This window comes from Marinobacter sp. AL4B, assembly GCF_019916045.1.
Lineage (GTDB): Bacteria > Pseudomonadota > Gammaproteobacteria > Pseudomonadales > Oleiphilaceae > Marinobacter.
The window spans coordinates 231,024-246,038 of record NZ_JAILWZ010000011.1 but is presented as its reverse complement, the minus strand read 5'-3'; the positions used below and the strand labels follow the sequence as shown (position 1 = coordinate 246,038).

The window sequence follows — 15,015 nt, the reverse complement described above, 5'->3', positions numbered from 1 at the left end:
CGTTATGGGCTGTTTCTTATGTCAACGTAGAGTACCAGACTTTGGCCAGGTTGCAGATAACGGTTGGTATTAAGATCGTTCCATGATGCGATGTCACGCACATTCACCGAGAAGCGCGAGGCGATCGTAGACAAAGAATCACCTTTGCGCACGCGATACCCAACTTTTCGAACCATGGCTTTACTTCTGGCACTGCTGGCAACGGTTTTGGGCTGCTTAACCTTACTCCAGATAACCAGTTTCCGACCGGGGTGGAGCGGGTCACCTGGTGCCATTCCGTTCCATGCCGCGACTTCTCGGACGCTGACTCGGTGTTCCCGGGCAATGTCCCAGAAAGTATCACCACTGCGAACCGTATAGCGCACTTTGTTGCCGGACCGTTTTCGTTCCTGTTTACGCTCGAGTCGCTGAGACTGGCTTAAGGCATAAGTTTCCGAACTCTTGGTGGAAGAAGGGATCAGAAGCTGTTGGCCGATGCGAATCATATCGCCGTTTAATTTATTTACCTGTCGTATAACGGAGGTGGTCGTGGAAAAACGCTTAGCGATGCTGCCGAGATTATCACCTCTCGATACTTTATAGTTTTGCCATGAAACTCTTTGTTTTTTCGGGAAATTAGCTAAAGCAGTGCGGAATTTTTCGGCGTTTTGTGTTGGTACGAGCAAACGGTGAGGGCCGTCTGGATTAGTTGCCCAGCGGTTGTAAGACGGGTTCAACAGGTAAATTTCGTCGATATCGACACCGGCAAGCTTGGCTGCCTGCGCAAGATCGAGCTGCGAGCCGGTATTGACCACTTCAAAATAAGGTTCGTTGTTCAGTTCCGGCAGCTGAATACCGTAGACCTCGGGATTGTCGATCACCTTAGCCAAGGCTAATAGTTTCGGTACGTAATGCTGGGTTTCTTTTGGTAGTCTTAGGGACCAATAATCCGTTGATTGGCCCGCCTTGCGGTTCCGGCGCATTGCGCTGGAAACCGTGCCGCCACCAGAGTTATAGGCAGCCAGAGCCAGTGTGAAGTCGCCGTCGAAACGCTTCGCCAAACGTTCGAGATAGGTGAGCGCAGCATCGGTGGATGTCAGCACATCCCGGCGATCGTCATGCCACCAGCTTTGGGTCAGACCGAAGTATTTTCCGGTAGAAGGGATAAATTGCCAGAGCCCTGCAGCGCGTCCGTGAGAATAAGCAAACGGATCAAAAGCACTTTCGATTACGGGTAACAGGGCGAGTTCTGTGGGTAAACCGCGAGATTCCGCTTCATTAAGAATGTGGTGCAGGTACCGGGCACCTCTTTCAGTCACCCGTTGAATGTAGCGAGGGTTGCGAGCGTACCAATCAAGCTGGGCCTGCATCCGGGCGTTATCGACCGAATGATCCATCGCAAATCCAGCGCGCATTCGGCTCCACATATCATTTTGTTTAAGTTCATCAGAACTGGACGATTTTGGCTCGTCGAGTTTTTTGCGGGCCTCTTTCGCTTTGGCTTTCAGATCCGATGAAATGGCATCGTCCAAGGGCGCATTCGCCGCCAGATCTTGATTGGAGCCGATCGCCGCGATCAGCTCATCGTCGCCTTGAGCGACCACAACGCGCTCAGATTCAAGTGGGTTGCTACGCCAACTTTCGAATAACTGGGTGCTGCTGCAGCCAGCGGCTAAGGAGCAGGTTAGTAAGACCAGTGGAAAGCGATTAACCGGCATAAATAGGATTCCGGGAGGTTGCGCCAAACGTCAGTAACAAAGTCCGGCGTATAGATTAATGCGATGCTTGAAACACAGTTCGAGCGAGATTTTATGGGACAGGTTTTGAGGCGGTCAAGGCAAGTGATGTTACCGCTTTGAGAGGTGTTGCTATCTCGCCTCAGCGTCGCACGAGTCAGAAGTGATCTTTGCCATGCCTAACGGCCGCAAATACTTCTGTCGGGTTGGTTACCGACAACCCGTGCTCAGCACCATAAGCTTCGGCGGCTTTGATAACCGAAGGGTCATCCCAGCGTAAAAAAAGATTGAGTGCTTTTTCTTTTTTGAGGCTGGAGGGCACAGTCGGTTTGCCTGACTGGCGCAATTCGTTACATTCTTGTTCGAATTCGATCAACGCGGCATCCTCCGGCAACCAGTGACGCGAAAAGCGAATGTTGGCAAGGGTGTATTCGTGGGCGCAATAGATTGCTGTGGTGTCAGGGAGAGTCAGGAGAGAGCTTAACGAGCGGTGCATTTGTTCAGGTGTGCCCTCAAACAAACGTCCACAGCCGCCAATAAATAGAGTATCGCCACTGAACAGCGCGGGGGCGTTATTAATCTGAGTTTCGGTGAAATAGACGATGTGATCCAAGGTGTGGCCCGGGGTTGCCAATACCGAAAAGCGTATAGCCTGCCATTCAATGTGATCGCCGTGCTTTACCGTTTCCGTCACCTTGGTAAAGGGTGAGCCTTTCGGCCCAACAATTCGCACACTTGGTTGGCTTGTTTGAAGTTCGGCAATGCCGCCGACGTGGTCCGGGTGATGATGAGTGACCAAGATAGTGTCGAGTGTCAGGCCGGCCTGACTTAAATAATCCTTGACCGGTCTGGCCTGCCCCGGGTCAACCACAAGGGCCTTGCCTGTTGATGTGTCTGCAAGACACCAGATGTAGTTGTCTGAAAACGCCGGAATAGGGTAAATACTAAACATCATGACCACATGTGCTTGAGGGATGTGACTGTTATGATAAAGCAACAGAGCGCCTATCCCAAGGTGTCCGGTTTCACGGCCGAAGAAGCAGAGGAATAAACGTTGAAAGACGCTAGGCCAGTTGATTTCGCAGCACGACATGGAAGCTTTGAAGTCTGGTTCCAGAGCCCGCTCGGGCGTGCTTTGCTGGCCAGCCAGCGATGCGTGCTCGACAGAGAACTCGCCAACTTGACCGGAGCCCGACAGTTACAAATTGGTTTAAGTCACCGGTTGCCGTTGGCTACCGGTACGGATTTCGTGCAGCGTATTATTACTACGCCAGCGTGGAGTCCGAATATGCCGGACGGTGTCGCGGTTTGCGATTCGGACGAACTGTCATTCCCGGCTGAATCGATCGATTTAGCCATTTTGCATCATGCCGCAGATTTCTCTCAGAATCCCCATCAGGTGATTAGGGAGGCCGCAAGAGTCTTGCGAGGGGAAGGTGTGATGGCTTTAGTGGGATTTAATCCACTGGGGGTTTGGGGAGCGCGTAGGCTGATTTCGAGGCATCACCAGGGGCCTTGGGGTGGTCGATTCATGATGCGTTCGCGCATGGAAGATTGGCTCTGCCTACTTGGATTTACGATAGAGTCCTCCAATACCTATTTTTGCCAGCTTCCAATTCAGACGCGAAATGGCGCACCTGTCATGCGAGCGCCGTCCGGCAAGGCTAATATTGTTCCCGTCGGTGCCTATTACTGTATCCTTGCGCGCAAACGGATACCGGCGCCTGTCCAGCGTGGCGTACATTGGCGGAAGAACGCACTCATAACGCTCCCTGGTGCGGTCGGCGCATCAAGGGATTGCGTGAACCGCGTGCCCGGAAATCGTGATCCCAGTAACCATTCACCGGAGTTCTAATGGCTGGCAAAGTAGTGATGTACACCGATGGCGCGTGTAAAGGTAATCCCGGACCGGGTGGTTGGGGCGTTGTTTTACGTTATGGCGGGTCCGAAAAGAAAATGCACGGCGGCGAGCGTGACACAACCAATAACCGCATGGAACTGATGGCCGCCATTCAGGGCTTGAAAGCGTTGAATCGTGCCTGCGATGTCGAGTTGTATACGGACTCGCAGTATGTCCGTAAAGGCATCACCGAATGGATGGCAGGATGGAAGCGAAACGGCTGGAAAACCTCGGCAAAAAAACCGGTCAAGAATTCAGATTTATGGAAAGAGCTGGACGCGGAATCGGGCCGTCACAACGTAAACTGGCATTGGGTTAAAGGCCATGCAGGCGATCCTGGCAACGAGCTGGCGGATGAACTTGCGAACTTGGGTGTTGAAGCGGTCTTGACCCGCTAAAGTATTAACAGTGAAACGATTTTTTCCGGAAGGTAATGGATGAGACAAATTGTACTGGATACAGAAACCACAGGTATTGATCCCAACGCAGGACACCGGATTATCGAAATCGGTTGTGTTGAGGTCATTGAGCGCAAATTAACGGGGCGCAACTACCACGTTTACATTAACCCCGAGCGCGAGGTTGAGGCAGAAGCCATTACCGTTCACGGTATAACTAACGAATTCTTGAAGGATAAGCCAAAATTTTCAGAGGTCGCCTCCGAATTCTTCGCGTTTATCGAGGGCGCAGAGTTGGTCATTCATAACGCGGCGTTTGACGTTGGCTTTATGGATTCCGAGTTTGCACGGCTAAAACCAGTACGAAAAACGGCCGAGCACTGCGGCATTGTCGACACACTGGCGATTGCCCGAAAGAAACACCCCGGCCAGAAGAATAACCTCGATGCTTTGTGTAAGCGTTACGGTGTCGATAACTCGAACCGAGAACTTCACGGCGCTTTGTTGGATGCAGAAATACTGGCAGACGTTTATCTATTGATGACCGGTGGCCAAACTGCTCTTTCCCTCGATGCAGGCTCAGGTGAAGAGGGGGGCGTCACGGGTATTCGAAGGTTGTCATCGGAACGAGGGCGCTTATCTGTTATCGAGGCCACTAACGATGAAGTTGACGCGCACAATGAGATGATGGGGCGGATCGAAAAAAAGGCAGGGCAGACACTCTGGGGCAAACTTATTGCTCCAGAGTGAGATCTGTATCTAACTGTACTAATTGTTACATTTCAGCTTTCTTGAGCTGCTCAAATTTTGTGTTATAAGTAATGATAAGTTCGCGAGTTTTATGCGAATTGATAATGTTCATGCACAGGAAGCGGTAGTCTCCGCAATGTAACAGGAAGCGTTTATGGTCCAATCGTCTCTTGCGACGAAATCGCAGTCGTTTGATCTGGTTAAAGGTGAAATTGAACAGACCATCAAACAAGCGGAATCGAGCCTAGAACGCTTTCAGGAGAACCGGGAAAGTGGGGAAGACCTGCAAAACTGTGTTGATTATCTGAATCAGTTGCGCGGTATTTTTTTGCTCGTCGAGCTACGCGGTGGAACATTGATTTGTCAGGAGGCGGTGAATCTGGCGAATGACGTCCCTGTGGGTGCCAACGACGACAAAAATATCTTACTTACAACTCTCAATAGCGCACTGTTTACTTTGCGCCGGTACGTTGAGTATTACCACCAGCAACGTGTTGATCATCCCGAGTTGTTGCTTCCTGTCATTAACGAGTTGCGTGAGGCCCGAAAGGAAAAGCCTTATCCGGAGTCGTGTTTCTTTGACGTAGATGTACGTGAGCGCCCGGATTTTTGCTGTGATGTGGCACTGCGGTCTATCGTTGAAGATGACGCAGGCTATGAAGTGTTGGCTCGTCGTATGCGGCTAACGTTTCAAGTTGCCTTGTTAGGCATACTTCGGGGCCAGAATGAAGATGTCAGCAAAAAGCTGATAGCTCGCGCTGCCCGTGGCTTTGCCCGGCTTTGCCAAGGTGCGCCAATGGGTCAGATGTGGTGCCTTCTTTCGATTACAGCGGATGCGATGCTTGATCGGGCGATGGGGTTCAGCAAGGCACGTAAGCGCTTGTTGATGCGGTTGGAGCGTTATACGCGGGAAATTGTGTACGTGGGAAAAGTTGCAACCGCCAAAGACGCCCCGGATTCCATCGTCAAAGATTTGCTGTATCTTCTTTACCGCAGCGGGTCCGCGAATCCTGAAATTTCCAAAGTGTTGCAAAGCTATAATTTACTGCCTTCTGATTTCCCGGATTCCATGATGGATGCCCATTCCCGCCGGCTGTATGGACCGGGAACCGACGTTTTGAAATCTTTGTCTGATGCTTTGTTGGATGAGCTCAATCAGCTCAAAGACAAACTCGATATTATTGAGCGTGGCATCGAACCGGACCTTGCAGAGCTTTCCTCTATTGCGGATGCGCTTGAACGGCTTGCAAACACGCTGGTTATGCTTGACCTCAATCGTTTAGCGAGTATTTCCCGCGGTGAAGCTCAAAAGCTTCGCGAGTGGGAGGCAGAAAACCGTTTGCCAGCCGAAGAAGAGTTGTATCAATTGGCGGATTCGGTTTTAGGGGTAGAAGACGCGGTTATGCAGATAGTAACCCGCGGCATCACTTCTGAAACAGATGCGCTGGCTGGTGCGAATAGTCGAACTGAAGAGTCGGTTTATTTACAAGAAGCCATCTGGGTAGTAACAGAAGAGGCTCGTGGTGCGTTAACCCTGGCAAAGCGGGCAATCACTGCGTTCATTGAGTCCGATTACGACAAGCTGCATTTGGCCAATCTCCCCAGCACGCTGCGGAGCATATGGGGTGGGCTCATGCTGGTGAGTGATCCCGCGGCTGCCAACGTTATCGCACGAGTTGCTGACTCCATTCAAAACCAGCTTCTTGATGCAAAGGAAGTACCATCGAGCTCAGTGTTGGAGGCGTTGGCCGATGCGCTTACCTCTTTGGAATATTACATTGAGAGCATAGGTCGACGAGAAGAGAGTAATGTCGGCCTGCTCAATCTGGCTGAGACATCGATGGCCGACGTTGGTTTATAACACGGGTTAGTTGAATGCTAGGCATAAAAAAACCTGCGAAGTGCGCAGGTTTTTTTATGGAACTTTCGAGAGGGGCTTAGCCCATGTCGAACAGTTCGCCCAGCTTGGTAGCCAGCATCATGTCGCCTTCGGCGCGCAGCTGACCAGCCATGAATGCTTGCATACCGTCAGTTTCGCCAGAAACGATGCCTTGCAGAGTTTCGGAGTTCATGATCAGGGTAACAGAAGGATCTTCGTGAGTGCCTTCGTTCAACTTGCAAGAGCCGTCTTTGATTTCCAGGTTGTACGGTTTGTCGTCTTCGATATCAAACTGGAACACCAGGTCCAAGCCCTGTGCTGCGTCTGCGTTGAAGTTCTTTTCCATCTTCTCAAAAATCTGTTCTACAGACATTAGTTATACCCTTTTTGGTGATAGTCTTATCGTTAATTGGCGGATCAACAACCCGAGCGAAACGGACTCTGTGATAGCTGGGTATCGCCGACCTCAGTATTCGACTTTATGGTTACGGCCGTAGCATGTCAAGCTTGATCGAACGCTTGTTTTAATTTGATTCGGGCTTATCAGTGAAGGTGCGACAGAGTACACTCTGTGGTTTGCATAAAGCGCACTGGAGACAGCATTTTGGAATTCATTATTGAGTACGGATTGTTCCTTGCAAAGGTCGCAACCTTTGTCGTGGCGGCGATTATTTTGGTCGCGGTCATTGTGTCCGCAAGTAAACATAGTGACTCGGACGATGACGACGGTGAACTGAAGGTCCGAAACTTGAATAATAAGTACCGGCATCTAAAGGAATCGATTCAGGCAAAATTAATGTCTGATGACGAATACAAAGCTTGGAACAAACAAAAGAAAAAAGAAGAAAAAGCGAAGAAGAAAGCGGCAAAATCCAAATCCGAAGAAGATCCCCAGCCGAAGTCCCGTATTTACGTTATCGACTTCGACGGTGACATCAAAGCCAGTGATACCGACACTCTGCGGCGCTCGGTAAGTGCGGTTTTGAGCGTTGTGAATCCCGAAAGAGACGAAGTTGTAGTTCGCCTCGAGAGCGGCGGCGGCCTTGTGCATGCCTACGGCTTGGCGTCGGCTCAACTGGACCGTATTCGCAACAAAGGTGTCCCACTGACTGCTTGCGTGGATAAAGTTGCAGCTAGCGGCGGTTACATGATGGCGTGTGTGGCCGATAAAATTCTCGCCTCGCCGTTTGCTGTTATCGGTTCAATCGGTGTTGTTGCTCAGTTACCCAACTTTCATCGCTTGCTTGAGAGAAACAGCGTTGATTTTGAAGTGCTGACGGCCGGTGAGCACAAGCGTACGCTTACGATGTTTGGTGAAAACACTGAAAAAGGCCGGCAGAAATTTCTGGAAGATCTCGAAGACACCCACGGCCTGTTTAAAGAATATGTTAGTGAGCGCAGACCGGATCTTGATATCAAAGCCGTCGCAAATGGTGACATCTGGTTTGGAAAGCGCGCTTTGGATGTAAAATTGATTGATGACATCAAAACCTCTGACGAATATCTTATCGAGGCCTGCGATCGCGGAGAAGTGGTGTCAGTCTCGTTCCAGCAAAAACGGACGCTGGCGGAAAAAATCGGCATTGCGACCAGTACAGCGCTGGAGCGTTCGGTGTGGAAGGTATTGAGTGCGTTCAGAAATCAGAAGATTCAATAGCAGGTAGTACGAGTTCAGATGCCCGACAAATAGTGGGCATCTGAACCTTTATCGATTAAGACGCGCGGCGGCGGAACAATGGTACATCGTTATCCACGGCGGCCTGATATGTCTCAGAGAAGAAATTCAGGCAACGGGCGGCTTTGGTAATATCTTTGTCAGCTCGAAGCACGTACGAGTCAAATCCGCAGCGTTTCATGAACTGAAGTTGATCCAATAACACATCACCGATAGCTCGCAGTTCACCCGTGTAACCAAACCTCTCGCGAAGCAAGCGGCCAATGCTGTAACCGCGACCATCCACAAAGCGAGGAAAGTTCACGGCAATCAATGGCAACTCGTTTACCTTACCTTCGAGGAGTTCAGGTTCGTCATGGCTGTCGAACCAGACGCCGATGTCAGTGCGACCCGTGAAATGCTCATAACCTGCTAACCAAAGATCCGCGGGGATCAGAGCGGGCTGACCTTCCGGTATATCGAGAGAGTCTCCCTCGGCCGGGCGAGCAACTACTACCCAATTGTCGTTACGAATCGTGCCGTCAGCGGCAATTACATCAGGCATAAACCCGCTCCTTAAATGGACTCAAACCAACCCGGCGATACGTGTCCAGGAAAGCCTCTTCTTCAGTTCGGTTCTCGACGTACACATCAATGATCTTGGAAACCACGGCAGGCATGTCTTCCCGGGCAAATGACGGCCCCAGAATCTTGCCGATATTAGCATCATGCTGGGACGACCCGCCCAAACTAACCTGGTAGAACTCGGCGCCTTTTTTATCGACACCCAAAATGCCGATATGGCCCACGTGGTGATGGCCACACGCATTCATGCAGCCAGAGATGTTCAAGTCGATGGGGCCTAGATCGTAGAGATAATCCAAATCATCGAACTGACGCTGAATCGCATCAGCAACCGGAAGCGATTTTGCATTTGCAAGTGCGCAGTAGTCGCCACCAGGACAGCAAATCATGTCGGTCAACATGTTCAGGTTGGCGGTGGCAAAGCCCATGCTGGTAATGGCTTCCCAAAGCTCGAATAGGCGATCTTGGCGCACATCGGCCAACACCATGTTCTGCTCATGGGTAGCGCGCGCCTCACCGAAGCTATACTCGTCGGCCAGATCGGCGATCTGCTCAAGTTGACGGTCCGTTACATCGCCAGGCGGTGTGCCGGTTTTCTTCAGAGTGAGTGTCACGATGGCGTAGCCGGGTTTCTTATGTTCGGCTACGTTGTATGTTAGCCAGCGATCAAATTCTTTGTTCTCAAAACGTTGTTGGCCCAAAAGGTTTGTCGCATCTTTCAGGGCGTTGTATGCCGGTTCCGTGAAGTATGCTTTAACCCGATTAATTTCTTCATGGGTCAGACGCGTAGGGGAGTCTTTTATTTGTTCCCACTCCGCTTCTACCTTTTCAGCGAAAGTTGCCGGGCTCAACGCTTTGACCAGAATCTTGATGCGCGCTTTAAACTTGTTATCGCGACGGCCGTATCGGTTATACACACGTACAGCAGCTTCCAGGTAAGTGAGAAGGTCCAGCTCTGGCAAGAATTCACGAATGGTGGGACCAACCATAGGCGTGCGTCCCAGGCCACCGCCCACATGGACCCTGAAACCCAACTCGCCCTGATCGTTACGAACCATCTGCAGGCCAATATCGTGAACCTGGATCGCCGCTCGATCGGTGTGCTCGGAGGCATTGACCGCGATTTTGAACTTACGGGGCAGGAACGCGAATTCTGGATGGAATGTGGACCACTGACGAATGATCTCGCAGTAAGGACGCGGATCAATAAGTTCGTCTTTTTGTACGCCTGAGAATTGATCCGTTGTGGTGTTGCGAATGCAGTTGCCGCTGGTCTGGTTCGCGTGCATTTCAACTTCGGCCAGCTCGGAAAGAATGTCGGGAACGTCCTCAATGCGCGGCCAATTTAACTGAATGTTGGTGCGCGTTGTGACATGAGCATAGCCTTTGTCGTAGTCGCGAGTAATACGGGCTAGACGGCGTAATTGCTCTGAACGGAGCATGCCATAAGGCACACAAATTCGCAGCATCGGTGCAACGCGCTGAACATAAAGACCGTTCTGCAAGCGAAGAGGCAGAAACTCCTCTTCGGAAAGTTCACCCGCCAAGGCGCGTTCTGTCTGGTCGCGGAATTGGGCGACGCGCTCTGCGGCAATTTGTCGGTCGTGTTCATCGTAAACGTACATAGTGGAACGTCCTGCCTGCTAACATCAGAAGCTAATAGTTATGGCGTCAATTGTCCATTGCGCCTTATTCCTGATGTGAAGGATACCAGTGGGTTTTTATTCTCAAAACGATTATTTTAAAATATCTTTATCGATTCAGGCGATAAGGACGACGGATGAACTGGACGAATGTCAGTTATCTGCTTTAATTTCATCATCAAACTGATAAAAAACAATGACGTTATATGAGAGAGGTCCGCATGAAGCAGTCAGCAAGTTCCGACAGCGTTGTAGATTCCGTGGCCGCAATAGCCTTGGTTGTTTTGGTGGTGGGGTTTGCAGTGCTGTGGGTGTCGGGCCAGTAAGTCGTTATTGGCCCGACAACACTAGATTGACAACCAAGATCAGACCGCCCACAAAAAGCCCGGTAAAGATCAGGCCTGCAATGATGTAAGGCGCAGGACTATGGCTGGAAAAGTCTTCTTGCCGGTTTTTGCTTGATTGAACCCCAAACGCTCCGGCTAGAATGCTCTGTGTTATTTTTAAAACCCCGGGTCCCCGGGGTTTTTCGATTTCGTTATTGTTATTGTTAGCTGCATTGGTCATGAGAGATTCCTGAACTATTCCGCAGGATCGTACGCTAAGCTGGGCATCAGCCAGCGTTCCGCTTCCGCTTTTGAAAGACCTTTACGTTCAGCATAGTCTTCAAGCTGATCAACGCCAATTTTGCCAACCGGGAAATACTTCGACTCGGGGTGAGCAAAGTACCAGCCCGAGACTGCAGCGGTTGGGAACATGGCGAAGTGTTCGGTCAACTCCAGTTCAATATTTTCAGTCGCTTCCAGCAACTTAAACAGTGTCGCTTTCTCGGTGTGGTCCGGGCAGGCGGGATATCCAGGGGCAGGGCGGATACCACGATAGCGTTCTTTTATCAGGTCTTCGTTTACCATTTGTTCTTCGTTGGCGTAGCCCCAGAACTCTTTACGAACACGTTCGTGCATCCGTTCGGCAAAGGCTTCGGCCAAGCGGTCGGCCAGTGCTTGCACCATAATCGCGTTGTAGTCGTCGTTCTTGTCTTTGAATTCCAGTGAGAAATCATTAGCGCCGATACCGGTCGTTACCGCAAAGCCTCCGACATAATCCTCTTTGTGGGATTCTTCCGGTGCAACAAAGTCTGAAAGCGCCATCATCGGTTTTCCGGGTGCCTTGTCATCTTGCTGGCGCAAGTGATGCAGTGTGGTTAGTTCTTCTGTACGCGATTCATCGGTATACAGAACAACGTCGTCTCCGCGACGACTTGCGGGCCAGAAGCCAACCACGGCCCGTGCAGTTACTCGTTTCTGTTCAATCATCTGTTTGAGGATTACCTGGGCATCGTCAAACAGTGTTTGGGCGGCTTCACCACGCTTCGGGTCATCGAAAATTGCGGGGTATTTTCCGGAGATGTCCCATGCAATAAAGAAAGGTGTCCAATCGATATAGTCCACCAGCTCGGCCAAATCGTAATTGTCAAAAACGCGAACTCCAGTGAACTTCGGGCGGGGAGGCTCATAGTTCTCGAAGTCGATTTCTGGTGCGCGATCGCGTGCTTCTTTCAATGTGACAAGTTTGGTGCGGTCACCACGGTTTTTGCGACGCTCACGGACTTCCTCGTATTCCTTGCGGGCCGCTTCGACAAGGCCGGGCTTGGCGGTCTTGCTGAGCAGTTGAGAGGCGACATTCACGCAGCGAGAGGCGTCAGAAACGTACAAAGCAATGTCGTTTTTATAGTGCGGCTCAATCTTCACCGCAGTGTGGGCTTTCGACGTGGTAGCACCACCAATCATCAACGGCAAATGGAAATCCAAACGCTGCATTTCGCGAGCGACGTGGACCATCTCGTCGAGAGACGGCGTAATCAACCCGCTCAAACCGATAATATCGACGTTTTCTTTCTTAGCGGTTTCCAGAATCTTTTCGCAGGGCACCATTACGCCCATGTCGATGACTTCGTAATTGTTGCACTGCAAAACGACGCCGACGATATTCTTACCAATATCGTGAACATCGCCTTTCACCGTCGCCATAAGGATCTTGCCTTTGGCCTTTTGGTTTTCGTCCTTCTCCGCTTCGATAAAGGGAATCAGGTGAGCGACGGCTTGCTTCATTACCCGCGCGCTTTTAACCACTTGCGGAAGAAACATTTTTCCGTCGCCAAACAGGTCGCCCACCACGTTCATGCCGTCCATAAGCGGACCTTCGATGACATGAATTGGGCGATCGGCTTCAAGTCGGCAGGCTTCCGTGTCCTCGAGAATGTGGCTCGTAATGCCTTTGACTAGCGCGTGTTCGAGGCGCTTCTGGACAGGCAGTTCCCGCCAAGAAAGGTCTTCTTCCTGAGCCTTGCCGCCTTTGCCTTTGAATTTCTCGGCGGCCTCCAGTAGGCGGTCAGTGGAATCATCGCGACGGTTAAGAACGACGTCCTCAACCAGCTCCTTCAGGTCTGGCTCGATTTCATCGTAAATGACCAGCTGGCCGGGGTTCACGATGCCCATGTTCAGGCCAGCCTTGATCGCGTGGTACAGGAACACAGAGTGGATGGCTTCACGCACCGCATCGTTACCGCGGAAAGAGAACGAAACGTTACTTACGCCTCCGGAAATGGAAGCGTGGGGTAGGTGTTCCCGAATCCAACGGGAGGCATTGATGAAGTCCACCGCGTAGTTATTGTGTTCTTCGATGCCGGTCGCGATCGCAAAGATGTTGGGGTCGAAGATGATGTCGCCCGGCTTGAAGCCAATGCCGACCAAGGTGTCGTAGGAGCGCTTACAGATCTCAGTTTTACGCTCGAAGGTATCGGCTTGCCCATCCTCGTCAAAGGCCATGACGACGACCGCAGCGCCATAACGCATGCAAGCACGTGCTTGCTTGATAAAGTTCTCTTCACCTTCTTTAAGGCTGATGGAGTTGACCACCGCCTTGCCCTGAATGCAGCGCAAACCCGCTTCAATCACCTCCCATTTAGAGGAGTCGATCATAATGGGTACGCGAGAGATGTCGGGCTCCGATGCAACCAGATTCAGGAAAGTGACCATCACATCCTTCGAATCCAACATGCCTTCATCCATGTTGATGTCGATGATCTGAGCACCATTTTCAACTTGATCACGGGCAACGCTCAAAGCCTCTTCGTACTGCTCTTCTTTGATCAGGCGCAGGAAGCGCTTCGAGCCGGTTACGTTGGTGCGTTCACCCACGTTGATGAACAGGGTGTTCTCGTCACCGGTGAACGGCTCCAGACCGGACAGGCGAAGGGATTTCGGTCGATCAGGTATTCTGCGGGCCGGGTATTTAGCGACCGCGTTTACAATAGCTTCGATGTGTTCGGGGCTGGAACCACAGCAACCACCTATGATGTTAAGGAAGCCGTCACGTGCGAAGCCTTCAATGATGTCAGCCATCTCTTCCGGCGTTTGGTCGTATTCGCCAAACTCGTTCGGCAGACCTGCGTTCGGGTGGGCTGACACATAAGTTTCGGCCTTGTTGGCCAACTCTTCGACATAAGGTCGCAATGCGTCTGCACCCAGAGCACAGTTAAGACCGACGGAAATCGGTTTGGCGTGCGCAATCGAGTTATAAAATGCCTCGGTGGTCTGGCCGGACAGGGTTCGGCCAGAGGCATCGGTAATTGTTCCGGAGATCATGATCGGTAGTTCGATGCCGCTGTCTTCGAAGAACTGTTGGGTGGCGTAAATGGCGGCCTTAGCGTTCAGTGTGTCGAAGATTGTTTCGATCAGAATAATGTCGGAACCGCCTTCAACCAGACCGGACACCGCTTCGTAATAATTATCAACCAGGGTCTGGAAGTCGACGTTACGGAAGCCGGGATTGTTCACGTCTGGCGACAAAGATGCTGTGCGGGACGTTGGGCCTACCGCACCGGCGACAAATCGAGGTTTGTTCGGAGTCTTCTTCGTGTATTCGTCGGCGATCTGGCGCGCAATTTTTGCCGATTCGACATTCAGCTCACGAGCCAGCGACTCCATGCCATAATCCGCTTGAGATAATTGCGTCGAGTTGAACGTGTTTGTCTCAATGATGTCTGCGCCCGCATCCAGATATTCCGCGTGGATATTACGGAGCAGTGCGGGCTGGGTCAGGTTCAGTAAGTCGTTGTTACCTTGTACATCGTGGGCAAAGTCTTTGAACCGATCGCCTCGAAAGTCCGCTTCGTCCAGTTTCTGGTTCTGGATCATAGTACCCATGGCGCCATCGAGAACCAGAATACGTTCTTTAAGGGCGAGATGGATCTGTTCCAGGCGGCTGCTGCGATCGGTCATAGGTAAATCTTCCGGTGTTATGAATAGCGTCTAATAAGCGGAGTGCCGCGGGATCATAGCAAAAATGCAACAGAAGGTCTTAGTACATATGATCATTATCAAGTGACTGGAAATTAGGACCGCCAAAGTCGGCAATACGGGAAATTAGTTACCTTCAGAATGCCTGACCGTTTTACTTGGTCTTTCAACTTTCATCCAAGTCTCTTAAAAT

At 51.1% G+C, this 15,015-nt stretch carries 12 protein-coding genes; 5 read left to right on the top strand and 7 right to left on the bottom strand.

Annotated features, from left to right (window positions below; genetic code table 11):
- Window positions 1-2: 2 nt before the first annotated feature.
- Window positions 3-1,697, bottom strand: coding sequence for a LysM peptidoglycan-binding domain-containing protein (locus K5L82_RS05325; protein WP_223133449.1), 1,695 nt, complete (start codon window positions 1,695-1,697; stop codon window positions 3-5).
- Between the two features lie 175 nt (window positions 1,698-1,872).
- Window positions 1,873-2,667: a hydroxyacylglutathione hydrolase gene (gene gloB / locus K5L82_RS05320; protein ID WP_223133996.1), complete on the bottom strand. Its 795-nt coding sequence runs from the start codon at window positions 2,665-2,667 to the stop codon at window positions 1,873-1,875.
- A 102-nt stretch (window positions 2,668-2,769) separates the two neighbouring features.
- On the opposite strand from gloB, the gene K5L82_RS05315 reads away from it, so the two are divergent.
- The 4 genes from K5L82_RS05315 to K5L82_RS05300 all read left to right on the top strand — a co-directional run bounded on the left by K5L82_RS05315 (window position 2,770) and on the right by K5L82_RS05300 (window position 6,624).
- Window positions 2,770-3,570 carry a class I SAM-dependent methyltransferase gene (locus K5L82_RS05315; RefSeq protein WP_223133448.1) on the top strand — a complete coding sequence of 267 codons (801 nt, stop codon included), beginning with the start codon at window positions 2,770-2,772 and terminating at the stop codon, window positions 3,568-3,570.
- Window positions 3,570-4,013 (top strand): ribonuclease HI, encoded by a 444-nt coding sequence (rnhA, locus tag K5L82_RS05310; RefSeq protein WP_133005618.1) that lies wholly within the window; start codon window positions 3,570-3,572, stop codon window positions 4,011-4,013. The genes K5L82_RS05315 and rnhA overlap by 1 nt, the downstream gene beginning before the upstream one ends.
- Before the next feature lie 39 nt (window positions 4,014-4,052).
- On the top strand, window positions 4,053-4,763 hold the full coding sequence (dnaQ, locus tag K5L82_RS05305; protein ID WP_223133447.1) for a DNA polymerase III subunit epsilon: 711 nt from the start codon (window positions 4,053-4,055) through the stop codon (window positions 4,761-4,763).
- A 154-nt stretch (window positions 4,764-4,917) separates the two neighbouring features.
- Complete coding sequence (locus K5L82_RS05300) at window positions 4,918-6,624, top strand: chemotaxis protein (protein ID WP_223133446.1); 1,707 nt, start codon at window positions 4,918-4,920, stop codon at window positions 6,622-6,624.
- Window positions 6,625-6,700: 76 nt separating this feature from the next.
- Here the strand turns inward: K5L82_RS05300 and K5L82_RS05295 are convergent, their stop codons facing one another.
- Window positions 6,701-7,015, bottom strand: a complete 315-nt coding sequence (locus tag K5L82_RS05295; RefSeq protein ID WP_133005615.1) for an SCP2 sterol-binding domain-containing protein — start codon at window positions 7,013-7,015, stop codon at window positions 6,701-6,703.
- 231 nt (window positions 7,016-7,246) lie between these two features.
- Between K5L82_RS05295 and sohB the strand changes: the two genes are divergently transcribed.
- The gene (gene sohB, locus K5L82_RS05290; protein WP_223133445.1) at window positions 7,247-8,299 is read left to right on the top strand and encodes a protease SohB; all 1,053 of its coding nucleotides are present in this window, start codon (window positions 7,247-7,249) and stop codon (window positions 8,297-8,299) included.
- Between the two features lie 55 nt (window positions 8,300-8,354).
- Here the strand turns inward: sohB and K5L82_RS05285 are convergent, their stop codons facing one another.
- From K5L82_RS05285 to metH, 4 genes are all read right to left on the bottom strand, one after another.
- A complete protein-coding gene (locus K5L82_RS05285) occupies window positions 8,355-8,861 on the bottom strand; it encodes a DUF934 domain-containing protein (RefSeq protein WP_223133444.1) in 507 nt (168 codons plus the stop codon).
- A complete protein-coding gene (locus K5L82_RS05280; protein WP_223133443.1) occupies window positions 8,854-10,506 on the bottom strand; it encodes a nitrite/sulfite reductase in 1,653 nt (550 codons plus the stop codon). The genes K5L82_RS05285 and K5L82_RS05280 overlap by 8 nt, the downstream gene beginning before the upstream one ends.
- 348 nt (window positions 10,507-10,854) lie before the next feature.
- Complete coding sequence (locus K5L82_RS05275; protein ID WP_223133442.1) at window positions 10,855-11,091, bottom strand: DUF2970 domain-containing protein; 237 nt, start codon at window positions 11,089-11,091, stop codon at window positions 10,855-10,857.
- Window positions 11,092-11,105: 14 nt separating this feature from the next.
- A complete protein-coding gene (metH, locus tag K5L82_RS05270) occupies window positions 11,106-14,804 on the bottom strand; it encodes a methionine synthase (protein WP_223133441.1) in 3,699 nt (1,232 codons plus the stop codon).
- Window positions 14,805-15,015 lie beyond the last annotated feature (211 nt).